Here is a 16,290-nt window from a genome sequence, read left to right as displayed (position 1 = left end):
GCCCAAATTGAACAAAGGCGGTTAGAGGGATGACGAAACGGGAAGTACAGGCATCGGTCAAGGATGAGCGTCTCGTGCAAAAACGACGTGACCAAATGATTAAAGGGGCCGTTGCGCTTTTTAAACAAAAGGGGTTTCACCGGACGACGACAAGGGAAATTGCCAAAGCAGCCGGTTTTAGCATCGGGACGCTGTATGAATACATTCGTACGAAGGAAGACGTGCTCTATCTAGTTTGCGACAGTATATATGACCATGTCAGCGAGCGTCTGCAGCAGGATCTTGCTTTGAAAAAAGGGACGTTGGAGAGCTTAAAGATCGGAATCGCCAACTTCTTTCAGGTGATGGACGAGATGCAAGCGGAAGTGCTTGTGATGTACCAAGAAGTGAAGTCGCTGTCAAAGGATGCGCTGCCATATGTCTTGAAAAAAGAGATGGAAATGGTCGGCATGTTTGAAAACCTGCTATCAAGATGTGTGGAAAACGGGGAGCTGCAGCTGTCAGAGAAACAAGTGGAGATGATTGCCCATAACATTTTTGTCCAAGGGCAGATGTGGGGCTTTCGCCGCTGGGCGTTGCGGAAGTTATTTACGCTCGAGGAATACATTGAGTTGCAGACGGAGCTCTTATTATCGGGGATTGGTGCAGAGTTCTCGGCAACTGACACGGTTCCGAAAAACGAATAAATGTGGCTAGCGTTGAACTAGGTTCATTTTTACAAGAGGGGGAGCACGATGGGTACTTATCAGCCAAAGCATCATATCCGCTTTGTGACGGCGTCGAGTTTGTTTGACGGTCATGATGCTTCGATTAATATTATGCGCCGGATTCTTCAGGCGAGCGGGGCGGAGGTCATCCACCTTGGTCACAATCGTTCGGTGGAGGAGGTTGTGAATGCCGCGATTCAGGAGGATGTGCAGGGGATTGCGATTTCATCCTATCAAGGCGGGCACGTTGAATACTTTAAATATATGTATGACTTGTTGAAGGAAAAAGGGGCGCCACATATTCGCCTGTATGGCGGCGGTGGCGGTGTGATTATTCCCCGCGAAATCGATGAATTGCACCAGTATGGGATTGCCCGGATTTTTTCACCGGATGATGGCCGGGAGCTCGGACTGCAAGGGATGATTGACCAGATGATTCGGGAATGTGATTTTTCCACAGTGACAACAGATGTCAGTGAGCATATTGAAAAATTGCCGTCCGGCGATGTTAACAGTATTGCCAAGCTGATTACGTTAGCTGAGCTTCATGTCGATAAAAGCAATGAGGCGGCGGCAACAGCGGAGCAGGTGCTCGAACAGGTAAAGTCGCTTGAAAAGGGGATTCCGGTCGTTGGTATCACGGGAACGGGCGGAGCCGGAAAAAGTTCGCTAACAGACGAACTGATCCGTCGTTTTATCAATGAATTTCCGGAAAAACGGGTCGCGATTCTTTCGGTTGACCCAACGAAGCAAAAAACGGGCGGGGCACTACTTGGCGACCGGATTCGGATGAACGCGATTTTCTCACCGAATGTGTATATGCGCAGTCTGGCGACACGGCGTTCGAAAAATGAGCTGTCGCTTGCGATTAAGGATGCAGTGGCAGTAACGAAGGCGGCCGGGTTTGACTTGGTCATCGTGGAAACGAGCGGGATCGGCCAAGGGGATGCGGAAATCACGGAAATCTGTGATGTCTCGATGTATGTGATGACGAGTGAGTTCGGGGCGCCGTCACAACTTGAAAAGATTGATATGCTTGACTTTGCAGACCTGATTGTCATCAATAAATTCGAGCGTAAAGGTTCGGAGGATGCGAAGCGTCAGGTGCAAAAGCAGTATCAGCGGAATCATATGCTGTTTGAAAAGGAAATAGATGAAATGCCGGTGTACGGCACGATTGCCAGCCAGTTCCATGACCCGGGTACGAATGCTTTGTTTGCGGCGTTAGTGGAAAAAGTTAATCTTGTTATGGCGACGGATTGGGTGACGTCTTTTAGTAAGAATGGCGTGGTGGTGGAAAAGCAAAACATGATTATTCCAACCGACCGCCGTTATTATTTACGCGAAATTTCGGAAACAGTGCGCGGGTATCATCGGAAGGCGGAAGAACAGGCGAATATTGCCCGGAAATGTTTCCAGCTTGAAGGGGCTTTGCTAGCATGTGCTGGGCAGCCATCAGTTGTGGCGGCTCTTGAAGTGGTGAAGAAGGAAACGGAAGAGAAGTTGACGCCGGAATCACGGAAAATCCTTTCTACGTGGGCGGAGACGAAAGCTGCTTACGCTGGTGAAAAATTCATCACACGTATTCGTGATAAAGAGATTATCACGGTGTTAAAATCAAAAAGCTTATCTGGGCTTGATATACCGAAAGTGGTATTACCGCGTTATAAGGATTACGGGGAAATTCTCCGCTGGGTGTACCAGGAAAACGTGCCTGGTTCGTTCCCGTATACGGCCGGAGTATTTCCGTTTAAGCGTGAAGGAGAAGATCCGAAACGTCAATTTGCCGGTGAAGGAACGCCGGAACGGACAAATCGCCGCTTCCATTATCTATCGAAGGACGATGACGCGAAGCGCTTAAGTACGGCCTTTGATTCGGTGACCCTTTACGGAGAAGACCCGGATTACCGTCCCGATATTTACGGGAAGGTCGGTGAGAGCGGTGTGAGCATTTGTACGTTGGATGATATGAAAAAGCTCTATGATGGCTTTGATTTGTGTCACCCGTCAACATCGGTTTCGATGACGATTAACGGTCCGGCGCCGATTATTTTAGCGATGTTCATGAACACGGCGATTGATCAGCAGGTACAGAAGAAGGAAGCGGAGCTTGGCCGTGTGTTAACAGTTGAAGAGTTTGCAAAAGTGCGCGCGTATACACTTCGAACGGTACGTGGTACGGTACAGGCCGATATTTTAAAAGAGGACCAAGGCCAGAATACATGTATTTTTTCAACAGAATTTGCCCTAAGGATGATGGGCGATATCCAGCAATATTTCATCGACCATCAAGTGCGCAATTACTATTCGGTGTCAATTTCTGGCTATCATATTGCCGAGGCAGGTGCCAATCCGATTTCGCAGCTTGCGTTCACACTCTCAAATGGATTTACCTATGTCGAGTATTATTTGAGCCGCGGAATGAACATTGATGATTTCGCACCGAACCTATCATTTTTCTTTAGTAATGGTTTGGATCCGGAGTATACAGTCATTGGCCGAGTGGCGCGTCGGATTTGGGCAACGGTGATGCGCGATAAATATGGTGCGAACGAGCGCAGCCAAAAGTTAAAATACCATGTGCAAACATCGGGACGTTCCCTCCATGCGCAGGAAATTGATTTCAATGATATCCGCACAACCTTGCAGGCGTTAATGGCGTTGCAGGATAATTGTAATTCGCTGCACACGAATGCCTATGATGAAGCGATTACGACACCGACTGAAGAATCGGTGCGCCGGGCGATGGCGATTCAGATGATTATCACGAAAGAGCAGGGGCTCTCGAAAAATGAGAATCCGCTCCAGGGATCGTTCGTAGTCGAAGAGCTGACAGAGCTTGTCGAGGAAGCGGTGCTGCAGGAGTTCGAACGGTTGAATGACCGCGGCGGGGTTCTGGGAGCGATGGAGACGCAGTATCAGCGCGGTAAAATCCAGGATGAGTCGATGCACTATGAAATGTTAAAGCATACAGGTGAATTGCCGATAATCGGGGTCAATACGTATTTGAATCCGAATCCTCCTTCCGTGGAGGACGTGAATAATATGGAACTGGCTCGAGCGACAACTGAGGAAAAGGAATGGCAAATTCAACATTTACGTGCTTTCCAGGAAGCGCATGCCGGGGAGTCAGCCGATGCCTTGAAACGTTTAAAAGAAGTAGCCGTTAGCGGCGGCAATATCTTTGCTGCTCTCATGGAAACCGTCCAAGTCGCAAGCCTCGGCCAAATCACTCGCGCATTATACGAAGTCGGCGGGCAGTATCGAAGAAATATGTAAGAGGGAAAGCGGAAGCGACCGAAATGGTGGCAGGCACCACTTTCCAATATATGTAACTACAATGGCTGTTTTTTAAGCCATTGTATTTTTTTAGTAAATTTATGATTCGAGGAGATATTAAATTAAACATTTATCTTATATAATCAATTAGAGCATTCAAAACTTCTTAGAGCGTATGGGCAGGTGTATACTGATGAAGGGTAGTCACATAATTATTATTTTACTCATTTTTGCCTGGCCATTATACTATCTCTATCAACGTCAATTAGGTGCCATTTCCTTTCTATTACTAGCGATCTTTTTCCTGGTTATTTCCATAAAGGAGATGAAAAAGCTGAGGGAAGAGGATAGGGATGAACCGCCGAATGAAAAAATCAAGTGATTGTCCAACTAGAACTAGCATAAACGGGAAGAATTTGTTTATAATGAAGAATATGTATTTTTATAGAAAGGCTAAAGGCGCCTAGGCGCTCCAAGCCGAACATGGTAGAAATGCCCTTAACTACTCGACTAACAGAGTGTTAAATAGAGAAAGGAAGTGCCAATAGTGAGTTTAGCACAATACTCAAAAGAGGAATTGCAAGAATTATCCCTCCTCGAAATGGCTTACGAATTTTTAAAAAATAGCAAACAGCCAATCTCCTTTCATGAAATAGTGAAAGAGATTCAGTCAGCTGCAGGAATTTCCAACGATGAAATCAAATCCCGTCTGGCGCAGTTTTATACGGATATTAACATTGATGGCCGGTTTCGCTCCTTAGGAGATAACCGTTGGGGACTTCGCGTTTGGTATCCTGTTGATACAGCGGAGGAAGAAGTAGTGACCGTCGTTAAGCCGAAGAAGAAAAAGGCGAAGAAGGTCGTTGATGAAGAGGAACTCGATGATTTCGATGAAGTCGAGGATGAAGATTATGATGATCTAGATGATTTCACCGATGAAGATGATCTTCTTGATGAAGAAGATGAGATCGATCTTGATGAAGTGGATGAATTTGACGAAGATGACGATGAGGATGTCCTTGAGGACGATGAAGAATTCGAGCTGGATGAAGAAGAAGACCTTGAGGATGAGGATGAGCTCGATGAAGAGGAAGAGTTTGAGGACGACGAGGAAAAAGAAGACTAGTTTCGGCATGGTCTTTTCAAACGAAACAGCTTGACTTTTTATTCCCGCCCTTGTAATATCTTTTTTGGGCTCCTTAAAAAAGGACGAATGAGTATTTACGAATATGCGCTCCCTTGCAATCGCGAGATGGAGCGCTTTTTATTTTTAAAAAAACTCCCTACTAAGCTGGAGTTTTTTCGTTTTGTTGGAGCAATAGGGACATATTTTTTCAGGAAAATCCTTAAACTACCTGAATAATGCACACACTGTAATGAAGGGGGAATTTGTATGACAAAGTATATTTTTGTAACCGGTGGGGTTGTATCCTCACTTGGAAAAGGGATTACCGCTGCCTCACTAGGCCGCTTATTGAAAAATCGGGGACTGAGTGTCACGATTCAAAAATTTGACCCGTACATTAACGTCGACCCAGGAACCATGAGTCCATACCAGCATGGTGAAGTGTTTGTAACCGGTGACGGCGCGGAAACGGATCTAGACCTTGGCCACTATGAGCGTTTTATTGATATCAATTTAAACAAGTATTCAAACGTAACAACAGGAAAAATCTATTCAACCGTGTTACGTAAAGAGCGCCGCGGCGATTATTTGGGTGCAACGGTACAGGTTATTCCGCACATTACCAACGAAATTAAGGAACGCTGCTTCCGCGCCGGCAATGAAACCAATGCTGACGTCGTCATCACTGAAATCGGCGGTACGGTTGGGGATATCGAATCGTTGCCATTTTTAGAAGCGATCCGTCAAATGAAAAGCGATATTGGCAGCGAAAATGTTATGTACATTCACTGTACGCTGATTCCGTACATAAAAGCGGCTGGTGAAATGAAGACGAAACCGACACAGCACAGTGTAAAAGAGCTTCGCAGCCTTGGAATTCAGCCAAATATTATCGTTGTTCGGACGGAAATGCCTGTTTCACAGGATATGAAGGATAAAATTGCCCTGTTTTGTGATATTGATGCGAAAGCGGTCATCGAATGTCAGGATGCTGATACCCTTTATTCGATTCCACTGGCACTTCAAGAGCAAAATATGGATCAAATTGTTTGCGATCATTTGAAATTAAAAACGAATAAAGCAGAGATGACGGAATGGAAGGCGTTAGTGGACCGCGTGATGAACCTTTCCAATAAAACGCGTATCGGTCTTGTCGGTAAATATGTGGAGCTTCAGGATGCCTATATTTCTGTTGTTGAAGCCATGAAGCATGCCGGTTATGCGTTTGATACCGATGTGGAAATTAAGTGGATCAATTCCGAAGAAGTAACAAGAGAAAATGTTGCGGAACTGCTTGACGATGTGGATGGAGTGCTTGTCCCTGGCGGCTTTGGTGACCGCGGGATTGAAGGGAAAATTGAAGCAACCCGCTATGCACGTGAAACGAAAAAGCCATTCCTTGGTATTTGTTTAGGGATGCAGCTGGCAACGATTGAGTTTGCCCGTAATGTGCTTGGCTATTCAGATGCCCACTCAGCGGAATTTCTACCAACGACAGCACATCCAATTATTGATTTACTTCCAGAGCAGAAGGATGTCGAGGATTTGGGCGGGACCTTGCGCTTAGGGTTATACCCTTGCCGTTTGATTGAAGGAACAAAAGCATTTGCTGCCTATGATGATGAAGTGGTGTACGAGCGTCACCGTCATCGTTATGAATTTAACAATCACTATCGTCAAGAAATGGAAGCCCGCGGATTTATTTTCTCCGGGACAAGCCCTGACGGTCGTTTGGTTGAAATTATCGAGCTTGCGGACCACCCATGGTTCGTCGCTTCCCAGTTCCATCCGGAATTTGTCTCAAGACCAACGCGTCCACAGCCGTTATTCCGAGATTTCATTCAAGCTTCGCTTCAAAAATAAATACGTGCGTTATGGCCAGTTCTCCGTTTGGGGGGACTGGTCTTTTTTAAAAAAAAAGCGACCCAAAAAGGGCCGCTTTTACTCCTCATATTCCGCCAACATCTCATCAATCGTAAATTTTAAACCATAATAAACGAACAATGCCGCCACCCCGGAGGGATATCCATAGCGATTTCCCATCTCGTCGGGAAGTATGCCTTTGGTCAGCCGTAAATCAATATGGACATCGGCTAGTTCCGCCAAATTGCCTTCAGCTTCGGGATCCATCACGGTCGAAACCGCTACAAAGGGAATCTCGTTTTCGCGGAGCTGTTTTCCCAGTGCAACAGCTTCCACATCAGCGGAAGTCCGCGTGAAAATCACGACACGATCAGCGTCGGTAAGTTGCTCTACACTCGTCGCAGACAACGGCTTCGCTCCCGTAAAGGGCTCAGCGCCTTCCAGCGCCTCATATTCGACCGCTTTCATTTCTTTTGCGCCAAAAAGATAGATAGATCCGTCCCCGACAGGAGCTTGAGCAAGCAAACGTGCCCCATCCTCGAATGAAAATTCCTCTTTTTCATCTATTTTTTTGAAAATTCCTGTTAATTGGGTCGTAAACATTTTTAACATAAAAACCCTCCTTCTCACCACCTTATTATAAGCTTTTTCACAAAAAGACAAAAATAAAAGCCAATTTCCACAAAATAACACTATTGTGGAAGAAAAACAGGCAGGAAAGTTCCCACACAAAGTAGAATTATTACAAGTGATAGAAATTCATCCATTTAAAAATCAAAAGGAAGAGGTGGAGTTAATGAAGGAAAAGATTTTAATTGTCGACGATCAATTTGGCATTCGCATTTTGCTAAATGAGGTGTTCCAAAAAGAAGGATATCAAACGTTCCAAGCAGCAAATGGAGTTCAGGCACTGGATATTGTGACAAAGCATAATCCCGATCTTGTGCTGCTTGATATGAAAATACCGGGAATGGACGGAATTGAAATTTTAAAACGAATGAAAGTCATTGATCAGGATATTCGTGTCATTATCATGACTGCCTATGGTGAATTGGATATGATTCAGGAAGCCAAAGACCTTGGTGCGATTACCCATTTCGCCAAACCTTTTGATATTGATGATATCAGGGCAGCTGTGCGCAAACATATTCCTCAAAAGGCGAATTAAATAGGGGAAGTTTGCCTTTTTCCAGGTGGTTTTTTTTGAAAAAAGATGTGTTGGTCAATGGGTGCGCTTTCATTATGACAGTTTAAAAAACTGGGTTGGATTTATGGTATTTCCTCCGTTGATTTGTTATGATACATATGAACTTTTACAGGCTGACATTCATTTCGATTTATACATAATCGTCAATTCAGAGGGAAAACCTGTTAGGGAAGACCCTGTTTCGAAATGAGAGCAACCTAATTTAAGGAGGAAGAGAAATGCCTTTAGTATCCATGAAAGACATGCTTAATAAAGCGAAGGCGGAAGGCTACGCTGTTGGGCAATTTAACATTAATAACTTAGAATTTACACAAGCAATTCTTCAAGCGGCTCAAGAAGAAAATTCACCAGTAATTCTTGGTGTTTCTGAAGGGGCAGGCCGTTATATCGGCGGATTCAAAACGGTTGTAAAAATGGTTGAAGGCTTACTTGAAGATTATAAAATTACTGTTCCAGTGGCAATTCACCTTGACCACGGTTCAAGCTTTGACAAATGTAAAGAGGCGATTGATGCCGGCTTCACATCTGTTATGATCGATGCTTCTCATCACCCATTTGAAGAAAACATTGAAATTACTTCTAAAGTAGTTGAATATGCGCATTCAAAAGGTGTTTCTGTTGAAGCAGAATTGGGAACTGTCGGCGGGCAAGAAGACGATGTTTCTGGAAGCATTATCTATGCAGACGCTAATGAGTGTGTTGAACTAGTGAAGCGCACAGGCATCGATTGCCTTGCACCTGCATTAGGTTCTGTTCACGGTCCTTACAAAGGCGAACCAAAACTTGGTTTTGCTGAAATGGAGGAAATTGGTAAACTTACTGATATGCCATTAGTGCTTCATGGCGGTACTGGAATCCCAACGAAGGATATCCAAAAATCTGTTTCACTTGGAACAGCTAAAATCAACGTAAATACAGAAAACCAAATTGCTTCTGCAAAAGCAGTGCGCGAAACATTAGCAGCAAAACCAAACGAATATGATCCACGTAAATACTTAGGCCCAGCTCGCGACGCTATCAAAGCAACAGTTATCGGCAAAATGCGCGAATTCGGTTCATCAAACAGAGCGTAACCAAAAGACTTTTTTTATTGATAACCGCCCTTGGCAAGAGGGCGGTTTCAGTGTGTAAATGGAAAACTGAAAATTTAGTCGAAATTTGGAGGGAAAACGATGAAATTTTTTATTGATACTGCAAACTTAGTTGATATTAAAAAGGCTTATAAAATGGGTGTTTTATCCGGTGTGACAACAAATCCATCGTTAGTTGCTAAAGAAGGCGTGAAATTTGAAGATCGAATCGAGGAAATTTTACAAGCTGTCCCTGAAGTAGAATCAGTATCTGCAGAGGTTTCTCCATATGCGGAAACAGCGGAACAAATGATGGCAGAAGCAGATGAACTGATCAAAATTAATGGCGGCGATGAAAAAGTTACCATCAAGGTTCCTATGACAGTGGCTGGCTTAGAGACGACTCGTTATCTTGCCAAAAAAGGCGTTAAAGTCAACGTGACATTGATCTTCACTGTGAACCAGGCACTTTTGGCAGCTCGCGCAGGTGCAAGCTACGTTTCTCCATTCTTAGGCCGTCTTGATGATATTTCGGAAGATGGTGTACTATTAGTAGCGAAGATTGCAGAATTATTCCGTATTCATAACTTGGATGCACAAATCATTGCGGCATCTGTTCGCCATCCGGACCATGTAACGCGTGTAGCGATGGCAGGTGCTCATATTGCCACAATTCCTTACAAAGTCATTGAACAGTTAACGAAGCATCCATTGACCGACAAAGGAATGGAAGGCTTCCTGAAGGATTGGAATACTCACACAAACGCGTAAGTTTCCACGGTTTTTCCATTTCGATGTAAATTTTTTTAATTTCGATACATGAAAATAGAATTTTCGTGTAAACTAAAGAATAGACAAGCTGTCGGAATTTGACTTTTATTGTTGGAAAAATATACCTGAAGCCAAGTTTGGGACTCGGGGTCTTTTTTAAAAGGCAAAAGCGCAGTTAAAAATAGGTGCTTTCCCGCTAAAAAGGCCCCCCATTCCAGCATACGGTCATGACTTACATAGGCTTAGAAGGGAGTCGAAAATGGAAAAACTTAAAATTGCGGGCGGATATCCGTTAAAGGGGACGGTTCGCATCAGTGGAGCAAAGAATAGTGCTGTTGCCTTAATTCCAGCGACTATTTTAGCAGAATCACCAGTAACAATCGAAGGTTTACCACATATTTCAGATGTCGAAATCTTGAAAGACCTGCTTGAGGAAATTGGCGGGAAAGTGGAAATGACAGATGAGGAAATGACAGTCGACCCTTCTGAGATGATTTCTATGCCGCTGCCAAACGGTAAAGTGAAAAAGCTGCGTGCCTCTTATTATTTAATGGGTGCCATGCTTGGTCGTTTTAAAAAGGCTGTTATCGGTCTTCCGGGTGGCTGCCATCTGGGGCCAAGGCCGATTGATCAGCATATAAAGGGGTTTGAGGCACTTGGGGCCCAAATCACGAATGAGCAGGGCGCGATTTATTTACGTGCAGATGAACTGCGCGGTGCCCGCATTTACCTTGATGTTGTCAGCGTTGGTGCAACGATTAATATCATGCTTGCGGCCGTACGGGCCAAAGGCCGTACTGTCATTGAAAATGCCGCGAAAGAGCCTGAAATTATCGATGTTGCCACATTGTTAACCAATATGGGAGCAAAAATTAAAGGCGCCGGAACGGACGTTATTCGGATTGATGGTGTGGATACACTGCACGGCTGCCGCCACACGATTATTCCGGACCGGATTGAAGCGGGGACGTATATGATTTTAGGTGCCGCTGTGGGTGAAGGGGTATTGATTGATAATGTTATCCCGCAGCATTTAGAATCGTTGATTGCCAAGCTCCGAGAGATGGGTGTGCACGTTGAATCTGGTGATGACCAGGTATTTGTTGACGGTTCAGCTAAATTGAAAGCGGTTGATATTAAAACGCTGGTGTATCCAGGATTCCCAACGGATTTGCAGCAGCCGTTTACGACCCTTTTAACAAAAGCCACAGGTTCCAGCGTTGTCACCGATACAATTTATGGTGCCCGTTTTAAACATATTGATGAATTGAGAAGAATGAATGCAAATATTAAGGTGGAAGGACGTTCCGCTATCATTAATGGCCCGATTCAGCTTCAGGGCGCTAAAGTGAAAGCAAGCGACCTAAGAGCAGGGGCGGCGCTCGTTATTGCCGGGCTGATGGCCGAGGGTGTTACCGAAGTCACAGGGCTTGAGCATATCGACCGCGGCTATAGTAATCTCGTTGAAAAATTAAACGGCCTTGGTGCCACGGCTTGGCGGGAAGCCTTAACAAAGGAAGAGCTAGAACACCTTAAAAACACGTAAGGTGTGGCCGATTGTGAAGATAGTTCTTTCAAGTGTAGAAACACCTAGCAAACACGTAAGCTTTAATTGACTCTGCGTAGATAGACAAAAGAGGAAATGGGAGATGGAACTGATGGAAAGAAGTTTAACGATGGAACTTGTTCGTGTAACAGAAGGAGCTGCTCTTGCTTGTGCCCGCTGGATGGGCCGTGGGCTGAAGGATGAGGCCGATGGTGCTGCAACATCAGCGATGCGTGATGTATTTGATACAGTTCCAATGAAAGGAACGGTTGTCATTGGTGAAGGGGAAATGGACGAGGCACCAATGCTCTATATCGGGGAAAAACTTGGTACAGGGTACGGCCCGCGTGTGGATGTTGCCGTTGACCCGTTAGAAGGAACGAATATTTTAGCATCGGGCGGCTGGAATGCCTTAGCCGTTCTTGCAGTTGCCGACCATGGTAATTTGCTGCATGCACCGGATATGTACATGGAAAAAATTGCTGTTGGCCCTGAAGCCGTTGGCTGCGTTGATATTAATGCTTCTGTTTTGGACAACCTGAAAGCTGTGGCGAAGGCGAAAAACAAGGATATTCAGGATGTGGTGGCAACGGTCTTGAATCGTCCGCGTCATGAACATATCATCGCCCAGCTTCGTGATGCGGGAGCGCGGATTAAATTGATCAATGACGGCGATGTAGCCGGCGCCATCAATACCGCTTTCGATAACACCGGTGTCGATATACTGTTCGGCTCTGGCGGTGCACCGGAGGGTGTCCTTTCGGCAGTTGCACTTAAATGTCTTGGTGGCGAAATCATGGGAAAATTATTGCCGCAAAGTGATGCGGAGCTTGAGCGCTGCATCAAAATGGGCTTGGATGTGAACCGCGTATTACGAATGGAAGACCTAGTTAAAGGCGATGATGCGATCTTTGCTGCGACAGGTGTCACAGACGGTGAACTATTACGCGGCGTGCAATTCAAAGGCTCATACGGCTCCACGCACTCCGTCGTCATGCGCGCTAAATCAGGCACCGTCCGCTTCATCGAAGGACGCCACAGCCTCAAGAAAAAACCAAACCTAGTCATTAAATAACACGAAAAGCGGAAAAATGGTGCCTGACACCAATAACTGCACGGAGATAGTGCAAAGGGTGTCAGGCACCAATTCATTCATAGGAAAAATTTCCAACTTAAAAAATATGTAAATGTAGTTGATTAATTTTTCGTACAGAGGGTAAAATAGTAATTGTTTTTAGTGTGCATAATTTCTGCCATTCTATTCATTTCTTTATCTACTTCCCATTCAATTCCTCTAACTCTTAATTTTTATTTTACTTACAATCTCCCGCTGTCTAAAAAATAAGCGGTTTGATGGAAAAATTTTAAAGTGTGGTGCACAAATGGACTTAACAATATCTAGTTTAGAAAATATGAAGCTGAAGGAACTTTATGAGCTTGCACGCGAATATAAGGTGACCTATTACAGCAAATTAACAAAAAAAGAATTAATTTTTGCGATTTTAAAATCCCGTGCTGAACAGCAGGGGTATTTCTTCATGGAAGGTGTCCTTGAAATCATCCAATCGGAAGGTTTCGGATTCTTGCGCCCGATTAATTATTCGCCGAGTTCCGAGGATATTTATATCTCAGCGTCGCAAATCCGTCGTTTCGATCTTCGGAATGGGGACAAGGTCTCTGGTAAGGTTCGTCCGCCAAAGGAAAATGAGCGCTATTACGGCTTGTTGCACGTTGAGGCGGTAAACGGAGAAGATCCGGAATCGGCGAAAGAGCGTGTCTATTTCCCTGCGTTAACCGCTTTATATCCAAATCGGAAGATCACGCTTGAGACAACGCAAAAACATCTTTCAACAAGGATCATGGATGTCATCACACCGGTCGGTTTTGGACAAAGGGGATTAATTGTGGCGCCGCCAAAAGCGGGTAAAACGATGTTGCTAAAAGAAATAGCCAACAGCATCACGACAAACCATCCTGATGTTGAGTTGATCGTGTTGTTAATCGATGAACGTCCGGAAGAGGTTACTGACATTGAACGTTCCGTTGCTGGTGATGTTGTCAGCTCGACTTTTGATGAAGTGCCTGAAAACCATATTAAAGTGGCCGAGCTTGTGCTTGACCGGGCTATGCGTCTTGTCGAACACAAACGCGATGTGGTTATTTTAATGGACAGCATTACACGTCTTGCAAGGGCCTATAACCTTGTGATTCCGCCAAGCGGCCGGACACTTTCCGGGGGGATTGACCCGGCGGCGTTCCACCGTCCGAAACGTTTCTTCGGGGCGGCTCGTAATATTGAAGAGGGCGGCAGCTTGACGATTCTCGCAACGGCATTGGTCGATACCGGTTCCCGGATGGACGATGTTATTTATGAAGAATTTAAAGGGACAGGTAATATGGAGCTGCATCTTGACCGTCAGCTTGCTGAGCGCCGGATTTTCCCTGCGCTTGATATTCGCCGTTCCGGTACACGTAAGGAAGAATTGTTGATTCCAAAGGATCATTTGGATAAGTTATGGGCCATTCGGAAGTCAATGTCAGACTCACCAGACTTTGCCGAGCGTTTCCTGAAAAAATTACGTCAAACGAAGTCGAATGAAGAATTTTTCGCTCAGCTTGGGGAAGAGTTAAAATCTAGGCGCTAGAAGAAAATGACTCCTAGGTCTTGCCTAGTTGGGGAGCAAAGTTAGGTTCCTTTTTCAAAAAAAACCAGCAAATCCCAACTTGCCAAAATAAGTTGACCTTGTTATAATGGTTGCAGTGTGTTTTTAGTATATTGCTGCTTGTTTTTTTGACAAGCATTTACCATAACTCTGTTTCGAATGATTCAGGGCGGAAGGAGATGAAAAGAATGAAAGCAGGAATTCATCCAAATTATAAAATGGTACAGGTGACTTGTGCATGCGGAAATACTTTTGAAACTGGTTCAGTGAAGAATGAAATCCGTGTTGAAACTTGTTCAGAATGTCATCCATTCTATACTGGTCGTCAAAAATTCGCTGAAGCTGGCGGACGTGTAGACCGTTTCAACAAAAAATACGGCATTAAGACTCCACAGCAACAATAATCGTGAAACGTACAGGCAAGAAGTAAGTCGCTTGCCTGTTTTTTATTTACTAAATTTAAAAATTTTATTATAGATCTATAAGGGTTTGCTAGGAAGGAGACACCGTTTTATGTACTTAATGAAGCAAAGCGGATGGGTTGAGGTTATCTGCGGCAGTATGTTTTCTGGAAAATCGGAAGAATTGATTCGCCGCGTCAGACGAGCACAATTTGCGAAACAAAAAATAGCTGTTTTTAAGCCGAAAATTGATAATCGCTACAGTGAGCAGTCTGTAGTTTCCCATAATGGATCTTCCTTTCATGCGAGGCCCATTTCCCATTCAATTGAGATTCTTCATCATGTTGAGGCGGATATGGATATTATTGCGATTGATGAAATTCAGTTTTTTGATGAGGGGATTGTCCGGGTGGTTCAACAGTTGGCCGATAGCGGTCATCGTGTGGTTTGTGCCGGCCTCGATATGGATTTCCGCGGTGAGCCGTTTGGGCAGATGCCGAAGTTGATGGCGATTGCGGAATCGGTGACGAAGCTGCAGGCAGTTTGCACGGTTTGTGGATCACCATCAAGCAGGACCCAGCGGTTAATTGACGGCCGTCCCGCATCCTATCATGACCCGGTCATACTAGTCGGAGCATCGGAGGCCTACGAGCCCCGCTGTCGCCATCACCACGAAGTCCCAAAAACCGCACCCGCTACCGTACGATAGTGTACGTTGTTAATGGTGCCTGACACCAATAATGGTATAAACACTGTACAAAAGCAGTTTATGGTGCCTGACACCGTTAATAATGTAAACACTGTCTTGGAGTTGGTTCTCTGGGGCAGTTTTTTTGTGAGGAAAATGGGGCTTGGCGGAATTGTGGTGTAAGTTGGCGGAATAATAACCGGGTTTGCGGAATCAATCCAAATGCCGGCGGAATCACCCTCCCGTCTTGGAAATATTTCCCTCGGCAAGCTTGGCCTCCTGGCGGGCATGATAGTGATAGGGGGTGTAATATGCTGAAAAGGTGGATGTTTCTCTCGCTCATCTCGCTCTCCGTCCTAACAGCTAGTGGATGCCAAAATAATAATCGCAGTGCGGATGAGGAAGCCTACGACCTGCGTTCCGACCGCACAGCTCCTAATTACATGTCCAATCGCGGGAATGACCAGGATATACCAGAAAATGTGTCCAATCGCAATCGAGGTAAGAACGAACAGCATTTAGTCGAAGATGATATCACCAACCAAAATCCGAACTTCCTTGATCTAAAGCATACGGGAAGCGGAAGTGAAGCCAGTGCCGGGAATCATGGCACGGATATCAACAAGGCCAAGCAAGTGATAGCTGACACGAAGGAATATGTCACGGATTCTGTTTGGATCAATGGTGACCGGATGTGGGTGTCTGTTTATAAGAAGGGCATGCTTTCTGACCAAGGGAAAGTTGCCGCCGAAGCACGCCTCCATAAGAAACTAATCCAGGCCTTGCCAAGATACAATATTGAAGTGCGAGTGAAGGAAGACCGCAGATAACATGCTCTGATTTTTAGAGCATGTTTTTCAATGGCAGCGGGATTTTTTCCAAAAATAAGCCCTCCAATATCTCCCATAAAAAATTTCTCCCGCAATTTGGTTTTGACGCTGGTTTTCACCTATACTATAATTAGAATGT

General features: G+C 45.0%; 15 protein-coding genes. 14 read left to right on the top strand and 1 reads right to left on the bottom strand.

The genetic code is table 11. The features are described from left to right. The first annotated feature begins 29 nt into the window (after positions 1 to 29). The 5 genes from G6554_RS07155 (at position 30) to G6554_RS07135 (ending at position 6,975) form a co-directional block, all read left to right on the top strand. Positions 30 to 686, top strand: a complete 657-nt coding sequence (locus tag G6554_RS07155) for a TetR/AcrR family transcriptional regulator (protein ID WP_166240204.1) — start codon at positions 30 to 32, stop codon at positions 684 to 686. A 48-nt stretch (positions 687 to 734) separates the two neighbouring features. Beyond that, the gene (gene icmF, locus G6554_RS07150; protein ID WP_166240201.1) at positions 735 to 3,986 is read left to right on the top strand and encodes a fused isobutyryl-CoA mutase/GTPase IcmF; all 3,252 of its coding nucleotides are present in this window, start codon (positions 735 to 737) and stop codon (positions 3,984 to 3,986) included. A gap of 193 nt (positions 3,987 to 4,179) precedes the next feature. Continuing rightward, a complete protein-coding gene (locus G6554_RS07145; RefSeq protein WP_166240199.1) occupies positions 4,180 to 4,368 on the top strand; it encodes a hypothetical protein in 189 nt (62 codons plus the stop codon). Between the two features lie 165 nt (positions 4,369 to 4,533). Beyond that, on the top strand, positions 4,534 to 5,112 hold the full coding sequence (rpoE, locus tag G6554_RS07140) for a DNA-directed RNA polymerase subunit delta (RefSeq protein ID WP_166240197.1): 579 nt from the start codon (positions 4,534 to 4,536) through the stop codon (positions 5,110 to 5,112). A 267-nt stretch (positions 5,113 to 5,379) separates the two neighbouring features. Beyond that, positions 5,380 to 6,975, top strand: coding sequence for a CTP synthase (locus G6554_RS07135; protein WP_166240195.1), 1,596 nt, complete (start codon positions 5,380 to 5,382; stop codon positions 6,973 to 6,975). Between the two features lie 78 nt (positions 6,976 to 7,053). Here G6554_RS07135 and G6554_RS07130 read toward each other — a convergent pair whose 3' ends face one another. Then, positions 7,054 to 7,587, bottom strand: a complete 534-nt coding sequence (locus tag G6554_RS07130; RefSeq protein ID WP_166240193.1) for a DUF2529 domain-containing protein — start codon at positions 7,585 to 7,587, stop codon at positions 7,054 to 7,056. 184 nt (positions 7,588 to 7,771) lie between these two features. Here G6554_RS07130 and G6554_RS07125 point away from each other — a divergent pair, with 184 nt between their 5' ends. The 9 genes from G6554_RS07125 (at position 7,772) to G6554_RS07085 (ending at position 16,151) form a co-directional block, all read left to right on the top strand. Further along, positions 7,772 to 8,143 carry a response regulator gene (locus G6554_RS07125; RefSeq protein WP_166240191.1) on the top strand — a complete coding sequence of 124 codons (372 nt, stop codon included), beginning with the start codon at positions 7,772 to 7,774 and terminating at the stop codon, positions 8,141 to 8,143. A gap of 257 nt (positions 8,144 to 8,400) precedes the next feature. Continuing rightward, positions 8,401 to 9,255 (top strand): class II fructose-bisphosphate aldolase, encoded by an 855-nt coding sequence (locus G6554_RS07120; RefSeq protein WP_166240189.1) that lies wholly within the window; start codon positions 8,401 to 8,403, stop codon positions 9,253 to 9,255. 99 nt (positions 9,256 to 9,354) lie between these two features. After that, a complete protein-coding gene (gene fsa, locus G6554_RS07115) occupies positions 9,355 to 10,023 on the top strand; it encodes a fructose-6-phosphate aldolase (RefSeq protein WP_166240187.1) in 669 nt (222 codons plus the stop codon). A 259-nt stretch (positions 10,024 to 10,282) separates the two neighbouring features. Then, positions 10,283 to 11,569, top strand: coding sequence for a UDP-N-acetylglucosamine 1-carboxyvinyltransferase (locus G6554_RS07110; RefSeq protein WP_166240185.1), 1,287 nt, complete (start codon positions 10,283 to 10,285; stop codon positions 11,567 to 11,569). A gap of 112 nt (positions 11,570 to 11,681) precedes the next feature. Further along, a complete protein-coding gene (gene glpX / locus G6554_RS07105) occupies positions 11,682 to 12,644 on the top strand; it encodes a class II fructose-bisphosphatase (RefSeq protein ID WP_166240183.1) in 963 nt (320 codons plus the stop codon). Positions 12,645 to 12,951: 307 nt separating this feature from the next. After that, positions 12,952 to 14,214, top strand: a complete 1,263-nt coding sequence (gene rho, locus G6554_RS07100) for a transcription termination factor Rho (protein WP_166240181.1) — start codon at positions 12,952 to 12,954, stop codon at positions 14,212 to 14,214. Between the two features lie 206 nt (positions 14,215 to 14,420). Continuing rightward, entirely contained in the window at positions 14,421 to 14,636 is a 216-nt protein-coding gene (gene rpmE, locus G6554_RS07095; RefSeq protein ID WP_166240179.1) for a 50S ribosomal protein L31, read from the top strand. 109 nt (positions 14,637 to 14,745) lie between these two features. Further along, a complete protein-coding gene (locus G6554_RS07090; protein ID WP_166240177.1) occupies positions 14,746 to 15,342 on the top strand; it encodes a thymidine kinase in 597 nt (198 codons plus the stop codon). 290 nt (positions 15,343 to 15,632) lie between these two features. After that, on the top strand, positions 15,633 to 16,151 hold the full coding sequence (locus G6554_RS07085; protein ID WP_166240175.1) for a hypothetical protein: 519 nt from the start codon (positions 15,633 to 15,635) through the stop codon (positions 16,149 to 16,151). Positions 16,152 to 16,290 lie beyond the last annotated feature (139 nt).

This window comes from Bacillus sp. MM2020_4 (assembly GCF_011250555.1).
Taxonomy (GTDB): Bacteria; Bacillota; Bacilli; order Bacillales; family Cytobacillaceae; genus Neobacillus.
This window is presented reverse-complemented; position numbering and strand designations above follow the sequence as displayed.